Raw genomic sequence first — 21,851 nt, forward strand, 5'->3', positions numbered from 1 at the left:
GGGTTTTGGCGGGAGGCGAGAGTGCAAAGGCGAAGGGGAATGCGAGGGTATATTGCATAGGCGACAACTGTATTATATAAATAATACACATGAGCCTGTTTACCGCCCTGCTTCTCGCCGTTTCGCCCGATGCCGTGGGAGAAATCCGCCATTATGTGCGGTCCAACAGCGACGGGAGCGAGGCCGAGGCGGTGCATGTATACCGCAAGGATGAAACCACGCTGGAAGTGGTGAAGATACGGGCGCGCTGCACCAACGCCGCCTATGTCATCGCAAAGCTGAACCCGGAAACATGGGAGGCGACGCATCTGTCCGGCGGACGCCTGTTGCCCGGCGCCGGGCGGGAGGCGTTCGCGACGCTGGCCGAGGAGAATGGCCGCATCGTGATGACGTTCGACAGGGACGGCCGGACAGTGCGGGAGCAGGTGGCCATCGGGTCCCGGCCCTGGCACCTGTATGATTTCGACCTCGCCAGCCTGTCCGTGGCGACGGAGCATCTGAAAGACCCCCAAAAGAGCGTCGCGTTCAGCCTCGCATTAGTGTGGCTGGACCCGGCGCGGCCGGACGACATGCTGCATTGGCTGGGCGCGGCGCAGGCGCGCTACACGGGCACGAAGAACGGGCTGATCAGCTATGCGGTCGAAGGGCCGGCCTTTGGCGGCGAAGGCGGCGGCGTAATGCAGATCGACGCCAAGCGCGGACATATTGTTTCGGCGCGGTTCGAGCGGCCCAATCATGCGGAATATAAGGATTTCCGGCTGGAGCTGACCGGCGTGGACCGGGGGGCGGCGGCATGGCGGCAATTGCTGACGGCGCATTGGGAAGGATGCGCGGGGGAGTAAGGCGGCGTGTTGGCCTCTCGGCCTTGTTCGACACGAACGGAGTGGGGAAATCATGTGCAATCCCCGTTCGCCCTGAGTTTGTCGAAGGGCTGTCCTGAGCGCCTGCCGCAGGCCGGCAGTCGAAGGGGGCTGTCCTGCCCTTCAAGAAAAGAACAGGGCTTCGACAAGCTCAGCCCGAACCGGTGTGCATATCCAGCCCGAACGGATGTGAGTATGTTGCCGTGCGGCAAGTTGGACGACCATGCTTCCACTGGCGCGCTTTGCCTGTTCGCTCGTTTCCCGTCATAGGTGTCGCAAGAAAAGACAGGTGGGAGGTTCGCCAATGGATGAGGATATGCTGGCAAGGATCGAGGCCGATCCGCGCTATCACCGGCTCACCAAGGCGCGGACGCGGCTCGCCTGGCTGCTCACAGCCATCATGCTCGGCGCTTTTTTCAGCTTCACCGCGCTGGTCGCGTTCAACAAGGAACTGCTTGCAGCGCCCATCGGCGCAGGCGTCACATCGCTGGGCATTCCTATCGGTTTCGGCCTGATCCTGCTCGCGATCCTGCTGACCGCCATCTATGTGCGGCAGGCCAACGGCGCGTTCGACCGGCTGACGCAGGAGATTATCGCCGGGGCGGAAGCATGAGGCGGGCGTCCGGCATTGCGCTTGCCGCCATCCTGCTGATCCTGCCGGGACCTGCGCTCGCCGCCGCCCTTGAAGGCGAGGCGGAGCAGCAACAGACCAACTGGATCGCGATCGGCATGTTCGCGCTGTTCGTGGCGCTGACGCTGTGGATCACGCGCCGGGCGGCGCAGAGGACCAAGACGGCGTCGGATTTCTACACGGCGGGCGGCGGCATCAGCGGGTTTCAGAACGGGCTGGCGATGGCTGGCGATTATATGTCGGCGGCGTCCTTTCTGGGCATTTCTGCGCAGATTTTCACTGACGGCTATGATGGGCTGATCTATTCCACCGGCTTTCTGGTGGGCTGGCCGATCATCCTGTTCCTGATGGCGGAAAAGCTGCGGAACCTGGGCCGTTATACTTTCGCCGACGTAGCCTCCTACCGCTTCGCCCAGCCGCCAGTGCGCAGCTTCGCGGCGATCAGCACGCTCCTCGTCGTCGCCTTCTACCTGATCGCGCAGATGGTGGGCGCGGGGCAGCTCATCAAATTGCTGTTCGGCCTGCCCTATAGCTACGCCGTCATCATCGTCGGCGTGCTGATGATGCTCTACGTCCTGTTCGGCGGCATGCGGGCGACGACATGGGTGCAGATCATCAAGGCGATCATGCTGCTCGCCGGGGCGACCTTCATCGCGGTGATGGTGCTGGCCCGCTTCGGCTTCTCGCCCGAAGCGCTGTTCGCCAAGGCGGTGGAGGTCAAGACCGGTCTGGCGGCCGCCAAGGGTGCAACGCCCGCCGACGCCGCAGTTCAGGGCCGGTCGATCATGGGGCCGGGCAATTTCATCAAGGACCCCATATCCGCCATATCCTTCGGCATGGCGCTGATGTTCGGGACCGCCGGGCTGCCGCATATCCTGATGCGCTTCTTCACCGTGCCCAATGCCCGCGAAGCGCGGAAATCCGTGCTGTGGGCGACGACCTGGATCGGCTATTTCTATTTGCTGACCTTCATTATCGGCTTCGGCGCGATTGTGCTGGTGGCCACTGACACCAGCTATCTGGACCCCAGTGGCGGGCTGCGCGGCGGCGGCAACATGGCCGCGATCCACCTGGCCCACGCCATTGGCGGCGATGCGTTCCTGGGGTTCATCTCCGCCGTCGCCTTCGCCACCATATTGGCGGTGGTGGCGGGGCTGACGCTGTCCGGCGCGTCGGCGGTGAGCCATGATCTCTACGCCACGGTATTCCGCAAGGGAGAAGTAAGCTCCAAGGATGAACTGCGCGTGTCGCGGGTGACGACGCTGGTGCTGGGCGGCGTCGCGGTGCTGCTGGGCATCGCGTTCGAGAAGCAGAATGTCGCCTTCATGGTCAGCCTTGCCTTCGCGCTGGCGGCGTCCGGCAATTTCCCGGTGCTGATCCTGTCGCTGCTGTGGAAGGGATGCACCGGGCGGGGCGCGATGATCGGCGGCCTGCTGGGGCTGGCGACCGCCTTCATACTGACGGTGCTGTCGCCCGCGATCTGGGTGAATGTGCTGCATCTTGAGGCGGCGCCCTTCCCCTACACCTCCCCGGCGATCATTTCCGTGCCTGTCGGCTTCTTCGCGATCTGGCTGTTCTCAGTGCTGGACAGGTCACCCCGCGCGGCCGTGGACAAGGCAGGGTATCGGGAACAGCGGATACGGTCGGAAACGGGGATCGGGGCCTACCGGGCGGCGGAGCATTAGGGGACGTGTTCACCAATTGAGAATTTAGATCGGGTGGCCGCCAAACATCACCCTACCCCCTCGGCAAAAACCGTCCCTCCGGGTCCTTCGCGATTTCCGCAGCGAACTCCGCGCTGATCCAGTCGCGGAAGGCCTTCACCTTTGGCGTGTTGCGGGCATGGTGCGGGTTCACCACCCAATAGGCGCGGATTTCGATGACATCGGATGGCACCGCCTCCACCAGCAGGCCCGCCTCTATCTCTGCCTTCCACAAATAGGTGTTGAGGATGGCGATCCCCTGCCCCGCTATCGCCGCCCTGCCCTCCATCACCTGGGAATCGAGCGCGATCGAAGGCGGAATGACGGAAGCGTCGACCCCACCCCCATGTCCGCGAACCATTCATACCACCAGATATCATTGGGCGAGAGCCGGGGCAAAGCCAGCAGGGCGCGGGCGTCGGCCAGCGGCCCATTGGCGGCGAGGAAGGCCGGACTGCACAGCGGCGCGAGGCGGTTGTGCGAAAGCAGGCGCGCGTCGAGGCCGGGCCATTCGCCCTTGCCGCCCCGGATCGCCACATCGATCCCATCCCGCGCGAAATCGACCAGCGCGTCCGATGAACTGATCCGCACGGCAAGGCCCGGCTGCCGCATCTGAAAGCCGCCGATGCGCGGAGCCAGCCACAGATTGGCAAAGCTGTTGGTGCAGCTTATCGTCAGCACGGAGCTGTCCTCGCCCGCCAGTGCAGCGAAACCCTGGCGCATCTCGTCAAAGGCGCGGATGATGACCGGGGCGAGCGAACGGCCGCGCTCCGTCAGTTGCACCTTGCGTCCCGCGCGGTGGAAAAGGCTGACGCCCAGCCGCTCCTCCAACAACTTCACCTGATAGCTGACCGCCGCCTGGGTCATGCCCAGTTCCTGTCCCGCAGCCGTAAAATTCTCCAGCCGCGCGGCGGCTTCGAACACGCGGACTGATGCCAATGGCGGAAGATTGGACATATCCGATCCATAAATTGAGCTTATATATGCTGTCCAGCCTTTTGTTGGCGCGCCGTTACGGTTTTCGCCATATGGGCGGGGCCGGAACGACCGGCAAACACAGGCTGCACACAAGGAAGATCACAAGAAAGACAGGAAAATGCATGACGACAATCACGCCATAGGCAGCAAGCTGGCCGCCGCGCTTTTCGCGCTGCTGCTAAGCTCCACCGTGCTGCTGAGCGCCATCGGCCCGGCCAGCGCCGCCAGCCTCTCGCACCCCCAGACGGCGGCGAGCGGCCATTTCCAACCGGGCCTCGCCTGAGCGGACCATAATTTACAACCCATTGATAGAAGAAAGGAATTGACCATGCGCGATGAAATTGACGGCCGCATCTGGGCCGATAATCACAAGGCGATTTCCGCCGGTTTCGGCGATCTGCTGAAGGCGATCATGCAGGCGTTCTGCGTGCTCAACCATATCGAATATGCGGCACCCTGGCGCGCCGTGGCGGGACGCACCACCAAGTGACGGCTGGTCCGCGAATTGGCACCCCGGCGTAGTCCTGGGTCCGGGCGCATGGCCCGGATCCTGGTCTGCGCCGGGGTTTCATTATGAGTAAGCCGGAAAAGGCGGGATGCGGCTAGGGCCAATCGGCATTCAGCCCTGACGACCTGCAAATGGCGGTTTTCCGCGCTTCCGGTGCTCACGTGCATTCAGCACGCTGCGCTCCGGGTCACGAAACACCACCATTTTCGGCACGTCATCTTCTGAATGTCGATTGGCCCTATTGCGCGAGCACCGGTCCCATCTGGGCGGCCCATGTGTAATAGCCGCGCCAGCCGAGATGGACGCCATCAATCGCCATCTCCGGCCTGATCCTGCCCTGGATGGACATGGCTTTGTTCAGGTCAACAAAGGTGCATGCGCCGGTTTTGCATAGTTCGGCCTCATACCGGTTCATCTGCGTCACGGCTGCGTTGCTATAGTCGAACCCGGTATAGAGGGTTGAGAGCAGGATGATCCGGCGGCCGCGCAACATATGGACGATCGCCTTCAGATTGTCCTTCGTCTGAGCCAGCGGGATGCCTTGCATTGGATCGTTTACTCCAATCATCACGGCCACGACGGGAAGGATCTTTTCTCCCCGTTCAAGCCGCTCCCGCACACCGGCGGTGGTTTCGCCCGCTATGCCTCTTTTCTGAATGGAGTAGCCGGGCAGCAATATCCGCCAGTCGCCAAAAGCGATGAGGGAGTCGCCCAGGAACGTGACGTCGCCCTCCAGCGGCTGTTGACGAAACAACTGGCTCTGCACGCGCCAGATGACATCATTGTCCGGCCGGAAGGGTATGACCCAGCGAACCGCCCGGATCGTGTTGCGATATATGAAGCCCATTTGATAGGCCGAGGCAAAGCCCGCGGCAAAGGACAGGATCAGGGCGCAAACAGCGACGCCCGATACAATAATCCATTTCTTGCGCGTCCAAATGTGCATTATGGTCGATGAATAGCGACTTTTGGACAGCGCAACATCCATTTTGGGTGATTCCAGGGCGGGGGGAATCCACAGCGATGAATCTCAACGACTATTTTTTGGGCGGCGGCCGCCCTCCCGGATGCCGGCATTCAGACCGGCGGAAATCCTGTTCGCCTGTCTGCGGGATTGGCGCGGATCGGACCAGAGGTCAGGCGGCCGTTTCTGCCTCCGCAGGGCTGAGGACTTCGCCCGTCAGCCGTCCCGTGAAGCAGGTCCGCCACCAGATCACATCCTGCTGCTCCACGCTGTCCATCATCTTGCGCCAGCGGCGCTTGCGTTCGTCGAGCGGCATGGCCAGCGCCTTCAATATCGCGTCCGCCATCTCCTCCGGCGAATAGGGATTGATGAGCAGCGCATCCTTTAGCTGAAGCGCGGCGCCCGCAAAGCGAGAGAGGACAAGGACGCCGGGGTCCTCCGGGTCCTGCGCGGCGACATATTCCTTCGCGACCAGGTTCATGCCGTCGCGCAAGGGAGTGACAAGCCCGATCCGGGCGGCGCGGTAAACGCCCGCCAGCCGGTCGCGCGGATAGCCCTGATTCACATAACGGATCGGCGTCCAGTCAACGTCGCTATATTCGCCATTCAACCGCCCGGCGAGCGAGTCCAGCGTCGCGCGGATCTCCTGATAGCTTTCCACCTCCCCGCGCGAGGGCGGCGCGATTTGCAGCAGCACGACATTACGGTGGCATTCCGGATTGTCTTTCAGCAGGCGTGCATAGCCGTTGAAGCGTTCTTCAAGCCCCTTCGAATAATCCAGCCGGTCGACACCCACGATAAGGGAACGGCCCTGCATCGAAACGCCGACCTGCTCGCGCATCACCGCCGCCTCCTCGCTATTGCTGGCGGCCACAAATTCCTGTGTGTCGATGCCGATCGGGCAGGCGACCGCCTGTATGGTGCGATCCCCCACGGTGATGAAATCGCCACTGACCGTACCGCCCATCTCCCGCTCGGCATAATGGCGGAAGGATTCCAGCCATTCCTCGGTATGGAAGCCAACGACATCATAGGCGAACATCGTCTCGACCAGCTTGCTGTGGTGAGGCAGCGAGACCAGCAAGCGCGTCGGCGGCCAGGGGATGTGCAGGAAGAAGCCGATGCGGTTGTTGTGACCGCGCGCGCGGAGCATCTCCCCCAGCGGGATCATATGATAGTCGTGGACCCACACGACATCGTCCGGCTCGATCAGCGGGCTGGCGGTGTCGGCGAAGCGCTCATTGACCCGGTTATAGCCGCCCTCAAAATCGCGGGCATATTCGGCCAGGTCGATACGAAAATGGAACAGCGGCCACAGCGTCTTGTTGGCGTAGCCGTTATAATATTCATCGACGTCCTGCTCCTCCAGGTCGATCGTCGCGGTCTTGACGCCGAGATCCTCGTTGAAGGCGATCTGGCCGGTGAACTTTTCCGTGGTCTCGCCCGACCAACCGACCCAGATACCCCGGCTCTCGCGCAGGGCGGAGGATAGCGCGACGGCCAGACCGCCCTGCTCTGCGCCAGTGCCGGGGCGTTTGACCCGGTTGGAGATCACGATCAGGCGGCTCATCGGCACTCACTCCAAGGCTTGCTCAGCAGGACGGCGCAGTTAATGATGCCGACGAGCGAATAGGTCTGGGGATAATTGCCCCAAAGCTCTCCCGTATCCGGGTCGATATCCTCCGAGAGGAGGCCCGCCGCCGTTCTTCGCGACAGCATCTCCTCAAACAGGGTGCGCGCCTCGACCTTGCGCCCTGTTCTATACAAAGCCTCGATCAGCCAGAAGGTGCACACGTTGAACGCTGTCACAGGCGCGCCGAAATCATCCGGGGCGGAGTAGCGCAGCATATTGGAGCCACGCCGCAAATCCTTTTCCAGCGCGACGAGCGTACCAGTGAATTTCGGATCGTCGGCGGTCAGGAAGCGCAGGTCGAGCAATTGAAGCAGGGAGGCGTCGCGGGCGTCATCCTCAAAATTCGCAGACAGCGCGCCACTTTCCGGCCGCCAGGCAGCCTGAAGAATCGCCTCCTTCATGATGCTTGCGCGATGCGCCCAATAGGTTTCCCGCTCATAGAGGCCCAATGCTTGCGCCGCATGCGCAAGGCGGTCGCAGGCGGCCCAGCACATGACGGCGCTGTAGCTGTGGACATGCAGGCGGGTGCGCAGCTCCCACATGCCGGCGTCGGGCTGATTATAGACTTTCCATGCCCGTTCGCCCACGGCCTCCAGAGCCTCAAAGTCCGAATGGCCGGCCATGCGCAGCAGCCGTTCATCAATGAAACCCTGAACCGAGGAAAGAACGATCTGGCCATAGGCGTCGTGCTGGACCTGACTGTAAGCGGCATTGCCCACACGGACCGGCCCCATGCCGCGATAGCCGGGCAGCTTTTCCGCCTCCCACTCCTCCAGCGTCGCATTGCCGCGCACATCATAGAGCGGCTGGATATGGCCGCCCTTCGCGCCGTCGACAATGTTGCGCAGATAGGCGAGATAGCCCTCCAGCACGTCGAGCGCGCCAAGGCGGTTCAGCGCCTCCACCGTGTAATAGGCGTCGCGCACCCAGCAATAGCGATAGTCCCAGTTCCGTCCGCTGTCGGCATGTTCCGGGATGGAGGTGGTGAGCGCCGCGACGATCGCGCCGGTTTCCTCATGCTGGCAGAGTTTCAGGGTGATGGCGGAACGGATCACCGCCTCCTGCCATTCCGGCGGGATCGCGAGACCGCGCACCCAGAGCTGCCAATGCTGGACGGTCTCGTCATACATACGTTCGACGGCCGGGCGCAGGGCGTCGGAAAAACTTTCGTCCGGTCCCAGGAAGAAATGAGTCACATGTTCTAGGCGGAAAAAGCTTTCCTGGCTGATCAGGCCGATGGGCGCATCGGTGGTGAGGCGCATCGCCATATAGGAGAGGACCATACGGACATGGTTGGAGCCGTAGGTGATGGGCACATGCTCCGCGTTCCAGCTCGTTGTCGGGCGCAGCTTTATGCGGATGCGGGGGGAGCCGGCGACTGGCCGCACGATCCGCGCGAAAGCGACCGGGCGATACATACGCCCCTTGTGCGGATGGCGGGGGCAGAAGTCATAGGTTTCGATGGCGTTGCCATCCCCGTCGGTCTGGCGCGTCATCAGGATCGGCGTGTTGCGGACGTAGGATTGCTCAACCTTCGCGCAATTTTCCAGCTCTATCGCCCAGAAGCCGCGCGTGTCCTTCGCGTCATAGTCGCCCTGATCCAGCAGGGCGGAAAACACCGGATCGCCATCGACGCGGGGTACGCAGGCCCAAATCATGCGACCGGCGCGATCGATCAGCGCCGATGCCTGACAATTACCGATAGGCCAGAGGTCAAGATCGCGCGCATGCCCCGGCGCCCAAGGCTCCGGTTTCTCCGTGTCCAGCGTGTCCTCGCCCGATCGGTCGGGCGCCAGGAGCGGCTCCTGCTCTTTCCTCACGCCCGTGCGTCCTGGCCCAGAAAACGGGCGGAAGCTGTTCTCAAGAAAGGCGGGGCCCCAAGCCCAGCCTGCACGGGAATAACGAAAGACTGCAAGATTTCACCCCCGGAGCGGACGCAGGACAAAAGCGCCCGGACCGGCAGGTCAGGGCATTATAGAGAGATAATGCCTGACGGCCCCAACCTGTTCCAAATGCCATTGCGCAGCCGTAACGCGCAGCGGCCCGACCAATATGCCGCATCCGCCCAGCGCCTTCGCCGCCAGCATCCCCTCCTCATCGGTCAGGTCGTCGCCGACGAAAATAGGCATGCCGCCAGCCATCGGCGCGGATTTCATCAGTTCCGCCACAGCCGTCCCCTTGTCCGCGCCGCCGGGGCGCAGCTCATACAGCATCTTGCCCGGCTGGATCATCAGACCGGTCGCCAGCGCCACTTCCTCGGCGAGCGCGCGGCACGCCTCCATCCATTCCGGGGCGCGGCGGAAATGAAGGCCGACGCTCAGCGTCTTGCGTTCCACGAGCAGGCCGGACTTGTCCGCAATGAAACTGGTGAAGATGGCCTCAGCTTCGTCCACCGCCTTCAGCCGTTCGGGGCCATGCGCGGGCCTTCCCGGCTCGGCGAACTCCAGTCCGTGCGTACCAGCCAGCAGGAAATCGCCCAGCCCGAACAGGCCCCGCAAGGTCGCCACGGAGCGCCCGCTGACGATGGCCAGCCGCCCGCCAAGCGCATCGCGCGCACGGGCGAGAAGGCCGATCAGGGCAGCGTCCACCTCCACCGATTCCGGCGCGTCGGTCAGCGGCACCAGCGTTCCGTCAAAGTCGAGGAACAGCGCGGCGCCGTGGAGGAGGGAAGGTGGCGGCGGAGGAAGCCCGGCAAGATCCGGCGAGTCAGATAGTGTCACGGCCCTTATGGTGGGGAGAGTAAGTGCAGAAGGCAATTGCCCCAAAAAAATTTGCGGCGGGATGCCGATTTCTGAAAAGCCGTTCGTCGTAACGATATAAGACCGGCTTGGCCGGTCCAAACCAGGAGACAGAAGATGCGTGTGATGGTGCTGGTGAAAGCCACCGACGACAGCGAAAAGGGACTGTTCCCCGAACCCTGGACGACCGAAATGATGGCCGCGATGGGCAAGTTCAACAACGCATTGCGCGATGCCGGCATCCTGCTGATGGCCGACGGCCTGCAGCCCAGTTCGCAGGCGAAGCGCGTGGCGTTCGACGGCCCCGGCCGCACCGTCATAGATGGACCTTTCACCCCCGCGCGGGATCTGGTCGCGGGCTTCTGGCTCTGGGAAGTCAAGGATATGGAGGAGGCGATCGCCTGGGTGAAACGCTGCCCCAACCCTATGCCAGGACCCAGCGAGATCGAAATCAGGCCCTTTTACGATTTGTGACCGGCATGTGAATTTGCACGCCAGTCGGGCCGGATCGATCGCCGCCTCGCCCGCCCATTTGCACGCCCCCAAATATTGGTCTATGGGCCTGTCCGACCAGCCCCGGTGCTCGCCGATCATTCCGTGATTCGCGTGCCGGGGCGCATTGTTTTAAGGCAAGGACAGCGCAATGGCCCGTCGCCGCCAGATCTACGAAGGCAAGGCAAAGATCCTGTACGAGGGTCCTGAGCCAGGCACCCTGATCCAATATTTCAAGGATGACGCCACCGCGTTCAACGCCCAGAAGAAGGGCACGATTTCCGGCAAGGGCGTCCTCAATAACCGCATTTCCGAGCATATCTTCACCTTGCTCGGCCAGATCGGCGTGCCCACGCACTTCATCCGCCGCCTCAATATGCGCGAACAGCTCGTCCGGCAGGTCGAGATCGTGCCGATCGAGGTGGTGGTGCGCAATGTCGCTGCAGGCACGCTGTCCAAGCGCCTCGGCATCGAGGAAGGCACGCAGCTCCCCCGGACGCTGATCGAATATTGCTACAAGGACGATGCGCTGGGCGACCCGCTGATCTCCGAGGAGCATATCGCCTGCTTCGGCTGGGCCAGCCAGGAAGAAATGCATGACATCGCCGACATGGCGATCCGCGTGAACGACTTCATGTGCGGCCTGTTCGCAGGCATCGGCATCCGCCTGATCGACTTCAAGCTGGAGTTCGGACGCCTTTGGGACGGCGATTTCGCCCGCCTGATTTTGGCCGACGAGATCAGCCCGGACGGCTGCCGCCTGTGGGACATGGAAACCAACGAGAAACTGGACAAGGACCGGTTCCGCCGCGACCTGGGCGGCGAGGTAGAAGCCTATCAGGAAGTCGCGCGCCGTCTTGGCCTGCTGCCGGAAGGGGCCGACACGACGGTTCTCGACCTGGACACGCATCGCAAGAAGCGGGGCGGCTGAGGGTTTTCAGCCTACCGCATTGCCGGAGACATCAGCCTCGCCCTTTCCGAAGGGCGGGGCTTTTCTTTTGCTCAGAGCACGTCGCCGAACATCAGCCAGAGCATTACGAACCAGGCGACGAGACCCACGATTCCGATAATCACGCCCAGACGTTCACGTATCCAGTGGGCGGGGCCGGAGGGATCGTCATTCTCTTCGTTCATCCTTGCGGGATAGCGGAGCCACGCAAGCCCGCGCAATCGGCGATTGCCTTCACCGGAATGGGGGGAGAGTGCGGCGGCATGGCGGTCGTCAACCATGACGAGACGTTTCTTCAGGCAATCAATGTCCGGCACAGGATCGCGCTTGCGTGACAATCTCACACCCAACCCCCTTGCCCCTGCGCCCGCACCGGCCTATCGGGTGCGCGAACCCCCGCAAAGGAAGCGACCGGACATGAAAGCCCGCATCTTCGTCACCCTGAAAGGCGGCGTGCTCGACCCGCAAGGCCGGGCGATCCATCACGCGCTCGAAGGTCTTGGCTTTGACGCCGTCAATGACGTGCGCGCGGGCAAGCTGATCGAACTGGACCTGGCCGACGGCACCAGCGACGAAGATATCGACGCGATGTGCAAGAAGCTGCTCGCCAACACCGTCATCGAAAACTACCGGATCGAAAAGGGCATCTGACCATGAAAAGCGCGGTCATCGTCTTTCCGGGAAGCAATTGCGACCGCGATTTGGCCGTCGCTTTCGAGAAAGTCAGCGGCCGCAAGCCGGAGATGGTCTGGCATCGCGAGACCGAGTTGCCTGACGACATCGACCTGATCGGCGTGCCGGGCGGCTTTTCCTATGGCGACTATCTGCGCTCCGGCGCGATGGCCGCCCGTTCCCCTGTGATGCAGGCCGTGGCGAAGGCGGCGGAACGCGGCGCGTTCGTGCTCGGCATCTGCAACGGTTTCCAGGTGTTGACCGAGACCGGTCTGCTGCCCGGCGCGCTGCTCCGCAATGCGGGCGGGCATTTCGTGTGCCGCGACGTGGCGCTGACCGTCGAGAACAGCCAGACCGCCTTCACCAGCCGCTATGAAACCGGCGAGGCCATCACCTATCCGGTCGCGCATCATGACGGCAATTATTTCGCCGATGCGGATACGCTGGACCGGCTGGAAGGCGATGGCCGCGTGGCGCTGCGCTATGCCGAGCAGGTGAATGGATCGGCGCGCAACATCGCCGGCATATTGAATGACACCGGTAATGTGCTGGGCATGATGCCGCATCCGGAGCGCGTGATCGAACCGGCGCATGGCTGCACGGATGGCCGGCGGCTGTTCGAGGGGCTGGTCGAGAGTTTTCTGACGAAGGCTTGAGTAACTGCGCCCGTTCGCCCTGAGCTTGTCGAAGGGCTGTCCTTGTTACCAAGAGAGTGCAGGGCTTCGACAAGCTCAGCCCGAACGGATGTAAGCGTTACTGCCGCCGCCCTCCTACCCATCCGGCCGCATGAAGCTCCGGTTGCGCCACCGCAGCAATAGCATCAGCACCGTCGGCAGGAACATGGTGTTCAGGATATCGTGGCGCGACGCGGGCCAGTTGCTTTCGATACTGCCCACCGGCTGGTTCATGTCGATGAACTCGTTCATGCACTCCACCACGAACAGCAGCACATAAGGCAGCGGGTGATAGAGCCGCCGCCGGGTGACCAGCGCAAAGAACAGCAGCAGCAGGATGCTGACATGCACATGCAGCGCGTCAGAGGAGAGGTCGAGATAATCCTCTACCGCTATTTTTATGCCGCCCCAGAAAATGGCGATGTCCGTCACGCTCATGGAATGGATCAGACCCGCGTGCGGAAGGGCGTGAAATCCGTGCCGCTGTCATAGACGTCCAGCCCCTCGCGGCGCTTGAGGAAGCCGACCACGGCATAGGTCACCGGCGTCAGCACGGCTTCCCAGCCGACCTTCATCGCCCAGTTCGTGACCATGACCAGCGCGACCTGATGCGTCTGCCAGATGCCGAGAAATGCGAGCGGGTAGAAGATCAGGCTGTCCACCCCCTGCCCCACAATCGTCGAGCCGATGGTGCGCATCCACAGATGCCTGCCCTTCGTCAGCAGCTTCATTTTGGCGAGGACGAAGCTGTTGGCGAATTCGCCCGCCCAGAAGGCGAGCAGGGAAGCGGCAACGATCCGCCAGGTGTTACCGAACACCGCCTCATAGGCTTTTTGGTCCGGCCAGCCGTCGGCGGGCGGCAGGCTGACCACGACATAGCTCATCAGCGCCATGAACAGCATGGCGCCGAAGCCCGCCCAGACGCATCGACGGGCGCGGGCATAGCCATAAACCTCCGTCAGCACGTCGCCGATCACATAGCCGAGCGGAAAGAACAAAATGCCCGCCCCAAAGGTGAAACTACCGACTGTGGACAGCTTCGCCGCCCCGATCAGGTTCGACAGCAGCAGGATCGCAACGAAGGCGGCCATGAAGAAATCGAAATAGCGCAGGGGCCGGCCGCCAATGGCGTCCGCCTCCACCTTCATTATCGTCATGGGTTCGTCCGCGGATATGGCCATGGCCCTGCATATCCTGCCCGTCCCACTTTGCAATGCATCCATGGCGCATTGCAGCATTTGCAACGAAGCGCCGCCCCGGTTATTGCGCTGCCGGGGAGCGCCCGTAGCTCAGCTGGATAGAGCACCCGCCTTCTAAGCGGGTGGTCGCAGGTTCGAATCCTGCCGGGCGCGCCACACAGTCCAAATTTCTCGCCGATTTCAGAGACTTGCCACTCGGGGCAAAAAATCCCCGTATTTCCGGGGGTTTGCAGAGGCGTTGTCGCGGCGGGGCGGACAGAGACCAATTTGTCCGCGCGATGTCGCAGAATAGGCGGATTTTTCTCAGAGTGCCGTTTTTGTGTCCACCCGATGCAGATCGGGGGATGTTTGCGAGGTCAGGAGAAGCCCAGAAGCTGCCGCTGCTCTGCCCAGATGAGCGGCAGATGTGGTGTCCGCAGCAACTGGCGGGGCGTCAGCGACATGGGCTGAGTGCCGTCCAGGATGGCAGCGGTGATGTCCGGCGCGAGATAACAGAATCGCGCGAGCCGGGTGTGCTCCTTACGAGCAGCGATGGAAGCCTTGTCGTTAAGGCCAGCCAGATCGTGAAGCTGGATTTGCGCCTGACGTGCCTTGACCAGCAGCGATATTAAGCCCTCATCGCGGTCGGATGCGCCAGCTCCACGCGCTGCCACGACCAGCCGCAGCTCCGGGCCGCGACGAACCAGGGTCGACACCTTCGGCATCGCTATGCGCGGGGTGCAACCAATAACTGCGTCAACCACCCCCAATGCCTGCAGCAGCGCACGACCATCAAGCGAAGCTTTGATGTCAGCTTCATTGACTATAAGCTCGAGACCGAACTGATCGAGGAATCGCCGGCGAGCCGATTGCGGCAGAGTGCCGATCTCCGATTTCATGGCCTTCGCGACCTCTCGGAAGTTCCGGATGCTATTGGCATCAGCAAAGTGAAGATTCGTTTCCGCTGCCAACCGATCCGGATTCGCCAAGAGGCTTTTCAACCCGTCCATCACCGCAAGCTCGATCTCGCCAGCCGGTATGCGGAATGGGCGATGCGTCGTGTCGGTCATCTCCTCTGCTGGCGTCACATAATAGCGATACCGTCGTGGGCCCTTGGCGGCATGGCTCGGCGTCATCCGCCGACCGTGACAGTCCCGGATGTGCCCAGCGAGCAGGCTCACCTCGGTAGCTGAGTCGTGATTGTGACGCTGCACCGATTGATCCTGCATCTGGCTCTGCACCGCATCCCACAGTTCCTGGGGGACGATGGCCTCATGTTCGCCAGGGAAGATATTTTCGTTATGGACGATCTCGCCACGATAGAGCCGGTTCGAAAGCAGATGGTAGAGAGCACCTTTCCCGTATGTGCCGCCGCCGCTGATGCGCCCAGTTGACCAGGTTTGCCGCTTCGATCTGATGCCTTCGGCTTTGAGGTGGCTCTGCAGTTCCCGAACCGTGCCGCATTCCAGATAGCGGCGATAAATGAGCCGAACCGTCTCAGCTTCAGCCTCATTAATGACGAGCTTGCGATCGATCACGTCGTAGCCGAGCGGTATCCTGCCGCCCATCCACATGCCCTTGCGTTTGGACGCGGAGATCTTGTCGCGGACCCGCTCGCTGATCACCTCACGCTCGAACTGGGCGAAGGATAACAGCACGTTGAGCGTCAGCCTCCCCATGCTGCTTGTGGTGTTGAACGCCTGGGTGATGCTGACGAAGCTGGCGCCAGCCGCATCCAGCACTTCCACGATCTTGGCAAAGTCGGACAGGGCGCGGGTCAAGCGATCGACCTTGTAAACGACGATGACATCCACCCTGCCCGCCTTCACCTCAGCCAGCAGCTGCTTGAGGCCTGGTCTGTCCATATTGCCGCCGGAAAAGCCACCATCATCATAATGGTCAGGCAGCATGACCCAGCCCTCATGGCGTTGGCTGCTGATATAGGCGGCGCAGGCTTCCCGCTGCGCATCTAGGCTGTTGAACTCCTGGTCGAGCCCCTCCTCCGTCGATTTGCGGGTGTAGATCGCGCAACGGACGATCTGCTTGTTCGCTGCTGTCTTGGCTGGCTTAAGCCGCGCCATCGCCTTTGCCCTTCCGCTCGACCAGTCCAAAGAAGCGGGGTCCGGACCAGCTGGTGCCGGTTATCTCCTTGGCAATCTGGCTGAGGGAGCGATAGGTGCGATCACCATAGATATAGCCCTCATCCTGAATGACGACCCTGTAGGTCTTGCCCCGCCATTCCCGTAGCAGGTGAGTGCCCGGCATATAGGCATTTGCAAGGTTCATGGGTGTCCTTCTCTCGTCGCCGTCCTGCTTCATCAGACGGTCGAGAAGCTTCTGATGATTGGGAGCGAGACCACCATGCCATTGCTCCTGCATCTTGTAAGCAAGGCCCAGAGTGAGCAGTTGGTGGCTGTAGGGCGGCGCGGACTTTCCATAGAGCTGGAGCCATTCGCCGCAGAGCTGCGCTGGCGACAGGGTCGACAGCGCAGCCAGCTTATGCGCGATGGTCATGCCGCAGCGACATGATAGCAGGTTTCGCTGCCCCGTTTGATCTTCGTGATGGTCCGGCCCTTCTTGCGGAGGCCGGTCAGGGCTGCCCGAGTGGTATGCGGCAACCAGCCGGTCGCGGTCAGAAGGTCTGCGAGGGTGGCACCCTCCGAGCGGGACAGAAGGTCGATGACCATAGCCGTCTTGGTGGGATAGGCAGGCGGCGAAGGTTGGGGTTCGACAATGGCAGTAATATTTTCAGTCGGTTGGGTTGAACCATTGCCATCTGGTGCGATTGCCGCGCGACCGGCGTGGGTGATGATTACTGCGATTCCCTGCCCGCCCTCCTCGCGCCAGCTTTCGGTGTCGGCGTTGCTAGCGATCTCTTCCGCGAGGCCAGATTTGATGAGGGCTGCGATCCCCTTGCGGATGCGGAGGGCGCTGGCGCCGAGACTTTCCGGTGGCGGCAATAGGCTGCCATCTGGACGGCTGGCTGCGGTGCTGAGCAGAATGAGCTGAATGTCGGTCAATTTGGTCATAAGCGGTCTCCTCACGGAGCGGCACCCTGCCGCTCCCACCACCCACAGCCCCGCCGATCAGGTCGGTCGGGGCAGCGGCCATATTTATGGGCCGCGATTCGATGACCCACCGTTCGCTCCGTTCGGCAGCGAAGTCGAATGGAATATCGAGGCAGCCTAAAAGCTGGTTATGGACTGTAGCGGCGGGTTCGTCCTTGGTGCGGTCAAGGAGGCCACAGCTATGGACGATCCTGATGCGCATGATCTGATCGGGCATTTGTTTGCGTTGATCACGGCCCGGCTGGAAGATGCAGCCACCTTGGCTGCCAATGGTCAGTCGGCAGACTTGACGCAAACGTCCAGGCTCATCGCTGATATCAGGCGGGAGATAGACGACGCCCTGTCATGCCTTGGCGCGGCGGAGGCGGTCGCTCGTGCAGCTGCCTCTTCGATCGACTGATCCCTTCTCGCCTGCGTGGTGATCTATGATACTTGCATTGGGCGGCCCCGGTCTGCCACTGCATGGGCCGGACTTAACGCGACGGAGCGATGTTGGTGGCCCGCCGGGCAAGACGTAGACGGCCAAGCCGGAAGGCAAGGCGGGTTATCCGCAGACGCCTGGTTGGCTGCGCCATCATCCTTTTTGGTCTGGCGACCGCAGGACTTGTAATCTGGAGTTCGGCGAGTTGGCTTGGGCTAGGGAAACCCGAGGCACCGCTCAACCTCACGATGGACGAGGCGCGCGCCATCAACGCCGACATCCCGTTCGTCGATGGCCCCGTTCGACCAGCGAAGCCCTACATTTTCCGCGGTTTGGCGAAAACCAGGCAGGAAGCCGTGGACTGCCTGGCGACGGCGGCGATCTATGAAACGGGCCGATCATCGGACGGGCAGCGGGCCGTTATTCAGGTCATCCTTAATCGTGTGCGCGGCGCTGGATTCCCGAAGACGATCTGTGGCGTAGTCTATCAGGGATCGGACAAGAGCACCGGATGCCAGTTCAGTTTTGCCTGCGACCGATCACTGACCCGCCGTCGTGAACCGCGTGGATGGGGCGCTGCGCGTCGCCGCGCGAGCCGCGCATTGCAGGGGTATGTGTATGCGGCGGTCGGCACCGCCACGCATTACCATACCGACTGGGTGGTGCCCTATTGGAGTGCATCGCTGGATAAAATTGCGAAGGTGGACACCCACATATTTTATCGCAGACCGATGCCGAGGAAAGGATAGTCAGGGCAACGCCGGTGAACAGGCAGGCACCACGTTCCGGCAAGGCTTGGGACATTGCCGAATGTCCGCTTCAGAGTTACGAACCGACCTTAGCTGACATTCGCGGCGTCCGAACCATCGATCAATCTAATGGGGGCTATCCGTTCTATGTAGGTTGCGCCCAACTTGAGCGTCACCCAGAAGCGGTCGTTGAATAGCTATATCAAAGGTCCAACCCCAGGACCTTATCTGAGGCTTCAAACAGGCGCGATCAATCAAACGGTTGCCACCAAGTGAGACGTGCTGGAGCATGTAGGTGTAATCGTTCCGATGCATCCCGAGTTGCGGTTTCAGCATCCGCGGGTGAAACACACAAACTCTGTAGAATCATAGTAGCCATGTGCTCGATGTAGCGACGCGATCTAGGCGCTCGCGTTAATTGTCGTATGGCTTCGGCTTTAGCGCCCATGATGAGGTCGATCGCCGTATCGAGGTCACTAATCTTAAAATCGCCTGATGCAATTCCAGCATTCAAATCCATCGCGATCTGTCGCAAGGTGCCCGCGTCACGACTAAGAAATTGCGCGTGGGAAACGAAGGATCCCCAATGTCGGTCAATTGCGGCACGCGAGAGAAAAAGCTGAAAACCTGTTGCTGCCCGAAGCTTTGGATCGACCAGATCCTCATAGATCAACGCATAGGACACTGTCAGCTCGTCTGCGAGTTGGGCGCCAAGCTCTTCGACGGCTTGCTCGAGTGACGTAAAATATTTGTAGAACGTCGCACGGGAAAGCTTCGCTACGTTGAGAATGTCGTCAACGACGGCAGGCGAAGAAAGACTTTCGCCAGGGTAAGTCGCCAATACCGCGTCGAGAATCTGGGCCCTCGTACGAGTACGCTTTGTACGAGCCGCCCGCGTGCGGTGGTCCTCGGAACGCTTGGGTTCTGAAAAAGCCAGCTCTGTCATAGGTGCCGCTTATCAATAATATCGCGAGGCTGGCAATCTGCTTCTCATCAAAATAGACATTAACGTACATCTTGACTACGAATGTATGCCTTGATAAGCAGCTTCTTGAGCGGAGGCTGCTGCCAAAAAGAAGGCGCGAAAACGCGTTCTTGTGTTTTCGATAAGACGCCCGACAGCAATTTTTCGCTCCACCATTTGAGCGTTCTTCCCAGGCATGGCGCTGGGGAATGATGCGTTTGGAATGAGCGTTGGCGTGATTTTGCAATTGGCTGAGTCGAGCTCGGTGATTTTTAGGCAGCGTTGGAAGATTAGGTTTTTCTCAAGAGGGGACAGTTGGTGAGAAAGCAGAATATCAAATTCGGATCGTTGGGACTGGGTATTGGTGCCTCCCTGTTTGGTTCGGCCGCACTTGCGCAAACGACTGGCGTGAATGAAACACCGCCAGTGGCGTCTTCGACGACGAGTGGCGGCATTGACGATATTGTTGTGACTGCTGAGCGTCGCGAGCAGAGCGTACAAAAAGTGCCTCTAACCATTCAGGTCGTCAGCGGCACTGAACTGGCTAAATCCGGCGTAACTTCGGCCATCGATCTGAATAAAATTACGACAGGCGTCGAGATAGGAAAGGGTGGATCAAACAATCAGATTTTTATCCGTGGCGTGGGTGCTTTTGCATTTAGCCCTTTGTCCAGTCCAGGCGTCGCTTTCAACGTTGATGGCATTTATGTGGGTCGGCCAAACGGTGTTGACGGCAATTTCTACGACATTGCACGGGTGGAAGTGCTGAAAGGCCCTCAAGGGACACTTTACGGGCGAAACGCAAACGGAGGTTCGATAAACGTCATAACGAACGAGGCGACACTTGGTCGGCGTACCCTGGACTTGAACATTGAAGGAGGAAATTATAGCCTTCTACGCGCAAACGGCGCGATTAATCTGCCGGTGGGAGATAATGCAGCCATTCGCGCCGCCTTTAACCTCGTGCATCGCAATGGATATCTTTCCGATGGCGCGAACGACGATATCCAGCAGTCTGCCCGACTGCGCTTCAAGTGGATGCCCGACCCGGATGTAACAATTCAGCTAAATGCCGACTATTCCCATCTCGGAGGGAAAGGCGGAGATTATGTATATCTTCCGCGTCGACCGGGTGCGAGCCCCTATGAGGCGCAAACTGCGCCGGCAGCAAATGCTTACATGCATGGTTTCGCGCCGCTTGGTCCGTTTGTAGCGGATTTGCAACCTGATACCGCACAAAACACAGTTCTTTATAATTTCAGTGCTCAGGTCGACTGGCGGATCGGTGATTTCGCGACATTGACCGTCCTCCCGGCATACCGACGCGTAGAGGCGCGCTATGTGACTCACTTTGCATCGCGCTTTCAGGGAGACGAGGACACGCGTCAGACTTCCGTGGAGGCGCGCCTGGGCAACAGCACGGCCGACTTTACTTGGGTAGTTGGTGCTTATTACTATAATGAAAAAGCGCCTAACTCAATCAATGACGTTTTTGTAAGCGATGTTCTCCAGAACTTTCACATCGTCTATTCCCCAAAAACCGAAGCTTATGCGACTTTCGGTCAGGCAACCGTCGGAATTGTAGATGGACTAAGGCTGATCGCAGGCGGCCGGTACACGTATGAGATGCGCCGATTGCAAGGATCTCTCACAAGTCTGCTGACCACCCCACCCACAGTTCTGGAGGAGTTTGGCGGCGCCAAGAATTTCCGAGGTTTCACTTACAAAGTGGGAGCTGAGTTTGATCTGTCACCGAGCAACATGGTCTTTTTGACCTACAGCACCGGCTTCAAATCCGGTGGTTTAGCACAGACTGTCGCTCCTCTGGCGGTTTTCAAACCGGAAAAGCTGGCATCCCTGGAGCTCGGTTTTCGGAACCGCTTTTTAAACAATCGTCTCCAGCTTAACTTTGGCGCCTATCATTGGAAATATAAGGCTTTGCAGGATCAGCGCGTCGGCATAGATCCGTTAGGCGTTGCAAATTTTCTGACTTTCAATTCGGGCGCAGCGACGATTTATGGTGCAACTGTCGATGTTTTGGCAAAACTAACGCCATCAGATACGCTGAGCTTTGCTGGCGAATATGCCCATTCACGCTATGACAGTTTCTTCATCCAGACACCTGCGCCTTTTTTCCAGGCAGGAAGTTTAGGGTGTCGCCAAGCTGGGCCGTTTGCACCAGGCGCGTCGCTTCCGTACCGCCAATCCACAGGTAGCACGACCAACGATGGACCGTTTCCCGTATTTGTAAATAATTGCGCCGGACTGCAAGTAGCTCGCGTGCCCGAGTGGACCGGGACGATCTCCTACGGCCATACTTTCGATTTGCCCAGTGGCGCATCTCTGTTAATTGATGCATCCGCAAAATATTCAAGCGCCCGCTGGATAAACACCGAATTCATACCGGTTGAGCGCGATGGTAAATATGCGGTGCTGGATGCGAATGTCACGTACACTGCCGCGGATGGAAAATACTCTATCGGTATTTTTGGCCGTAACCTGACAAAAACTGTATACTACACGGGCGGCGTACAGGCAGTTTTTGTTCCGGGCCTCTTTGCCGCGAATATAGCACCACCACGAACCTACGGCGTGCGAGCAGACTTTAAGTTTGGTCAGTAATCCCTGCTGCTTAGATCTGACATTTATATCTCACGGTGACGGGATAA

The 21,851-nt window shown here is 60.5% G+C and carries 23 protein-coding genes, 1 tRNA gene and 1 pseudogene; 13 read left to right on the top strand and 12 right to left on the bottom strand.

Annotation, left to right across the window (positions count from 1 at the left end; translation table 11 throughout):
- The first annotated feature begins 89 nt into the window (after positions 1-89).
- The 3 genes from BHQ40_RS08695 to BHQ40_RS08705 all read left to right on the top strand — a co-directional run bounded on the left by BHQ40_RS08695 (position 90) and on the right by BHQ40_RS08705 (position 3,176).
- A complete protein-coding gene (locus tag BHQ40_RS08695) occupies positions 90-842 on the top strand; it encodes a hypothetical protein (RefSeq protein ID WP_070154920.1) in 753 nt (250 codons plus the stop codon).
- A gap of 322 nt (positions 843-1,164) precedes the next feature.
- A complete protein-coding gene (locus tag BHQ40_RS08700; protein ID WP_070154922.1) occupies positions 1,165-1,473 on the top strand; it encodes a DUF485 domain-containing protein in 309 nt (102 codons plus the stop codon).
- On the top strand, positions 1,470-3,176 hold the full coding sequence (locus BHQ40_RS08705; RefSeq protein WP_070154924.1) for a cation acetate symporter: 1,707 nt from the start codon (positions 1,470-1,472) through the stop codon (positions 3,174-3,176). The genes BHQ40_RS08700 and BHQ40_RS08705 overlap by 4 nt, the downstream gene beginning before the upstream one ends.
- A 52-nt stretch (positions 3,177-3,228) precedes the next feature.
- Here the strand turns inward: BHQ40_RS08705 and BHQ40_RS08710 are convergent.
- Positions 3,229-4,151: pseudogene (locus tag BHQ40_RS08710) on the bottom strand (LysR substrate-binding domain-containing protein).
- 139 nt (positions 4,152-4,290) lie between these two features.
- On the opposite strand from BHQ40_RS08710, the gene BHQ40_RS26150 reads away from it, so the two are divergent.
- Positions 4,291-4,455 carry a hypothetical protein gene (locus BHQ40_RS26150; protein WP_171905809.1) on the top strand — a complete coding sequence of 55 codons (165 nt, stop codon included), beginning with the start codon at positions 4,291-4,293 and terminating at the stop codon, positions 4,453-4,455.
- Between the two features lie 45 nt (positions 4,456-4,500).
- Positions 4,501-4,662 carry a hypothetical protein gene (locus BHQ40_RS26155; protein WP_171905810.1) on the top strand — a complete coding sequence of 54 codons (162 nt, stop codon included), beginning with the start codon at positions 4,501-4,503 and terminating at the stop codon, positions 4,660-4,662.
- Between the two features lie 256 nt (positions 4,663-4,918).
- On the opposite strand, the gene BHQ40_RS08715 is transcribed toward BHQ40_RS26155, so the two are convergent.
- From BHQ40_RS08715 to otsB, 4 genes are all read right to left on the bottom strand, one after another.
- A complete protein-coding gene (locus BHQ40_RS08715; protein WP_171905811.1) occupies positions 4,919-5,626 on the bottom strand; it encodes a GDSL-type esterase/lipase family protein in 708 nt (235 codons plus the stop codon).
- Positions 5,627-5,816: 190 nt separating this feature from the next.
- Complete coding sequence (locus BHQ40_RS08720) at positions 5,817-7,214, bottom strand: alpha,alpha-trehalose-phosphate synthase (UDP-forming) (RefSeq protein ID WP_070154928.1); 1,398 nt, start codon at positions 7,212-7,214, stop codon at positions 5,817-5,819.
- Positions 7,211-8,980, bottom strand: coding sequence for a glycoside hydrolase family 15 protein (locus tag BHQ40_RS08725; RefSeq protein WP_290438423.1), 1,770 nt, complete (start codon positions 8,978-8,980; stop codon positions 7,211-7,213). Before BHQ40_RS08725 ends, BHQ40_RS08720 begins: the two co-directional genes overlap by 4 nt.
- A 261-nt stretch (positions 8,981-9,241) precedes the next feature.
- Complete coding sequence (otsB, locus tag BHQ40_RS08730; RefSeq protein ID WP_070154930.1) at positions 9,242-9,997, bottom strand: trehalose-phosphatase; 756 nt, start codon at positions 9,995-9,997, stop codon at positions 9,242-9,244.
- A 135-nt stretch (positions 9,998-10,132) separates the two neighbouring features.
- Between otsB and BHQ40_RS08735 the strand changes: the two genes are divergently transcribed.
- Positions 10,133-10,489 (top strand): YciI family protein, encoded by a 357-nt coding sequence (locus BHQ40_RS08735; protein WP_070154932.1) that lies wholly within the window; start codon positions 10,133-10,135, stop codon positions 10,487-10,489.
- A gap of 169 nt (positions 10,490-10,658) precedes the next feature.
- Positions 10,659-11,438 (top strand): phosphoribosylaminoimidazolesuccinocarboxamide synthase, encoded by a 780-nt coding sequence (gene purC, locus BHQ40_RS08740; RefSeq protein ID WP_070154934.1) that lies wholly within the window; start codon positions 10,659-10,661, stop codon positions 11,436-11,438.
- 71 nt (positions 11,439-11,509) lie between these two features.
- Here purC and BHQ40_RS08745 read toward each other — a convergent pair whose 3' ends face one another.
- The gene (locus tag BHQ40_RS08745; RefSeq protein WP_139139242.1) at positions 11,510-11,800 is read right to left on the bottom strand and encodes a hypothetical protein; all 291 of its coding nucleotides are present in this window, start codon (positions 11,798-11,800) and stop codon (positions 11,510-11,512) included.
- Between the two features lie 73 nt (positions 11,801-11,873).
- On the opposite strand from BHQ40_RS08745, the gene purS reads away from it, so the two are divergent.
- Positions 11,874-12,107 carry a phosphoribosylformylglycinamidine synthase subunit PurS gene (gene purS, locus BHQ40_RS08750; RefSeq protein ID WP_070154937.1) on the top strand — a complete coding sequence of 78 codons (234 nt, stop codon included), beginning with the start codon at positions 11,874-11,876 and terminating at the stop codon, positions 12,105-12,107.
- 2 nt (positions 12,108-12,109) lie between these two features.
- Complete coding sequence (gene purQ, locus BHQ40_RS08755; RefSeq protein WP_070154939.1) at positions 12,110-12,784, top strand: phosphoribosylformylglycinamidine synthase subunit PurQ; 675 nt, start codon at positions 12,110-12,112, stop codon at positions 12,782-12,784.
- Positions 12,785-12,898: 114 nt separating this feature from the next.
- Here the strand turns inward: purQ and BHQ40_RS08760 are convergent, their stop codons facing one another.
- Both BHQ40_RS08760 and BHQ40_RS08765 read right to left on the bottom strand, forming a co-directional pair.
- Positions 12,899-13,240, bottom strand: a complete 342-nt coding sequence (locus BHQ40_RS08760) for a hypothetical protein (RefSeq protein ID WP_083276797.1) — start codon at positions 13,238-13,240, stop codon at positions 12,899-12,901.
- 8 nt (positions 13,241-13,248) lie between these two features.
- Positions 13,249-13,983: a queuosine precursor transporter gene (locus BHQ40_RS08765; RefSeq protein WP_435593907.1), complete on the bottom strand. Its 735-nt coding sequence runs from the start codon at positions 13,981-13,983 to the stop codon at positions 13,249-13,251.
- Positions 13,984-14,080: 97 nt separating this feature from the next.
- Here BHQ40_RS08765 and BHQ40_RS08770 point away from each other — a divergent pair.
- A tRNA-Arg gene (locus BHQ40_RS08770) sits at positions 14,081-14,157 on the top strand.
- Between the two features lie 200 nt (positions 14,158-14,357).
- Here BHQ40_RS08770 and BHQ40_RS08775 read toward each other — a convergent pair.
- Genes BHQ40_RS08775 through BHQ40_RS08785 form a run of 3 tightly spaced genes read right to left on the bottom strand, consistent with a single transcriptional unit; the run spans position 14,358 to position 17,009 of the window.
- Complete coding sequence (locus BHQ40_RS08775; protein ID WP_070154941.1) at positions 14,358-16,061, bottom strand: recombinase family protein; 1,704 nt, start codon at positions 16,059-16,061, stop codon at positions 14,358-14,360.
- Positions 16,048-16,494 (bottom strand): DUF2924 domain-containing protein, encoded by a 447-nt coding sequence (locus BHQ40_RS08780; RefSeq protein ID WP_070154943.1) that lies wholly within the window; start codon positions 16,492-16,494, stop codon positions 16,048-16,050. Before BHQ40_RS08780 ends, BHQ40_RS08775 begins: the two co-directional genes overlap by 14 nt.
- Positions 16,491-17,009 (bottom strand): DUF3489 domain-containing protein, encoded by a 519-nt coding sequence (locus BHQ40_RS08785; RefSeq protein WP_070154946.1) that lies wholly within the window; start codon positions 17,007-17,009, stop codon positions 16,491-16,493. The genes BHQ40_RS08780 and BHQ40_RS08785 overlap by 4 nt, the downstream gene beginning before the upstream one ends.
- 220 nt (positions 17,010-17,229) lie before the next feature.
- On the opposite strand from BHQ40_RS08785, the gene BHQ40_RS08795 reads away from it, so the two are divergent.
- Both BHQ40_RS08795 and BHQ40_RS08800 read left to right on the top strand, forming a co-directional pair.
- On the top strand, positions 17,230-17,448 hold the full coding sequence (locus tag BHQ40_RS08795; protein ID WP_139139243.1) for a hypothetical protein: 219 nt from the start codon (positions 17,230-17,232) through the stop codon (positions 17,446-17,448).
- A gap of 269 nt (positions 17,449-17,717) precedes the next feature.
- Entirely contained in the window at positions 17,718-18,218 is a 501-nt protein-coding gene (locus BHQ40_RS08800) for a cell wall hydrolase (protein ID WP_070154952.1), read from the top strand.
- A gap of 250 nt (positions 18,219-18,468) precedes the next feature.
- Here the strand turns inward: BHQ40_RS08800 and BHQ40_RS08805 are convergent, their stop codons facing one another.
- Positions 18,469-19,164, bottom strand: coding sequence for a TetR/AcrR family transcriptional regulator (locus BHQ40_RS08805; RefSeq protein ID WP_070154953.1), 696 nt, complete (start codon positions 19,162-19,164; stop codon positions 18,469-18,471).
- 336 nt (positions 19,165-19,500) lie between these two features.
- On the opposite strand from BHQ40_RS08805, the gene BHQ40_RS08810 reads away from it, so the two are divergent.
- The gene (locus tag BHQ40_RS08810; protein ID WP_171905812.1) at positions 19,501-21,804 is read left to right on the top strand and encodes a TonB-dependent receptor; all 2,304 of its coding nucleotides are present in this window, start codon (positions 19,501-19,503) and stop codon (positions 21,802-21,804) included.
- Positions 21,805-21,851 lie beyond the last annotated feature (47 nt).

The sequence above is a fragment of the Sphingobium phenoxybenzoativorans genome, assembly GCF_001757355.1.
Lineage (GTDB): Bacteria > Pseudomonadota > Alphaproteobacteria > Sphingomonadales > Sphingomonadaceae > Sphingobium > Sphingobium phenoxybenzoativorans.

Excerpts from the sequence above, each read along its gene's own strand:
- BHQ40_RS08760 (WP_083276797.1), bottom strand. The coding sequence starts at position 13,240 with ATGAGCGTGACGGACATCGCCATTTTCTGGGGCGGCATAAAAATAGCG.
- BHQ40_RS08715 (WP_171905811.1), bottom strand. The coding sequence starts at position 5,626 with ATGCACATTTGGACGCGCAAGAAATGGATTATTGTATCGGGCGTCGCT.
- BHQ40_RS08765 (WP_435593907.1), bottom strand. The coding sequence starts at position 13,983 with ATGGCCATATCCGCGGACGAACCCATGACGATAATGAAGGTGGAGGCG.
- BHQ40_RS08795 (WP_139139243.1), top strand. The coding sequence starts at position 17,230 with ATGGACGATCCTGATGCGCATGATCTGATCGGGCATTTGTTTGCGTTG.
- BHQ40_RS08700 (WP_070154922.1), top strand. The coding sequence starts at position 1,165 with ATGGATGAGGATATGCTGGCAAGGATCGAGGCCGATCCGCGCTATCAC.
- BHQ40_RS08735 (WP_070154932.1), top strand. The coding sequence starts at position 10,133 with ATGCGTGTGATGGTGCTGGTGAAAGCCACCGACGACAGCGAAAAGGGA.
- purQ (WP_070154939.1), top strand. The coding sequence starts at position 12,110 with ATGAAAAGCGCGGTCATCGTCTTTCCGGGAAGCAATTGCGACCGCGAT.
- BHQ40_RS08805 (WP_070154953.1), bottom strand. The coding sequence starts at position 19,164 with ATGACAGAGCTGGCTTTTTCAGAACCCAAGCGTTCCGAGGACCACCGC.
- BHQ40_RS08775 (WP_070154941.1), bottom strand. The coding sequence starts at position 16,061 with ATGGCGCGGCTTAAGCCAGCCAAGACAGCAGCGAACAAGCAGATCGTC.
- BHQ40_RS08800 (WP_070154952.1), top strand. The coding sequence starts at position 17,718 with ATGGACGAGGCGCGCGCCATCAACGCCGACATCCCGTTCGTCGATGGC.
- purS (WP_070154937.1), top strand. The coding sequence starts at position 11,874 with ATGAAAGCCCGCATCTTCGTCACCCTGAAAGGCGGCGTGCTCGACCCG.
- BHQ40_RS08695 (WP_070154920.1), top strand. The coding sequence starts at position 90 with ATGAGCCTGTTTACCGCCCTGCTTCTCGCCGTTTCGCCCGATGCCGTG.
- BHQ40_RS08780 (WP_070154943.1), bottom strand. The coding sequence starts at position 16,494 with ATGACCATCGCGCATAAGCTGGCTGCGCTGTCGACCCTGTCGCCAGCG.
- BHQ40_RS26150 (WP_171905809.1), top strand. The coding sequence starts at position 4,291 with ATGCATGACGACAATCACGCCATAGGCAGCAAGCTGGCCGCCGCGCTT.
- purC (WP_070154934.1), top strand. The coding sequence starts at position 10,659 with ATGGCCCGTCGCCGCCAGATCTACGAAGGCAAGGCAAAGATCCTGTAC.
- BHQ40_RS08785 (WP_070154946.1), bottom strand. The coding sequence starts at position 17,009 with ATGACCAAATTGACCGACATTCAGCTCATTCTGCTCAGCACCGCAGCC.
- BHQ40_RS08705 (WP_070154924.1), top strand. The coding sequence starts at position 1,470 with ATGAGGCGGGCGTCCGGCATTGCGCTTGCCGCCATCCTGCTGATCCTG.
- BHQ40_RS08720 (WP_070154928.1), bottom strand. The coding sequence starts at position 7,214 with ATGAGCCGCCTGATCGTGATCTCCAACCGGGTCAAACGCCCCGGCACT.
- BHQ40_RS26155 (WP_171905810.1), top strand. The coding sequence starts at position 4,501 with ATGCGCGATGAAATTGACGGCCGCATCTGGGCCGATAATCACAAGGCG.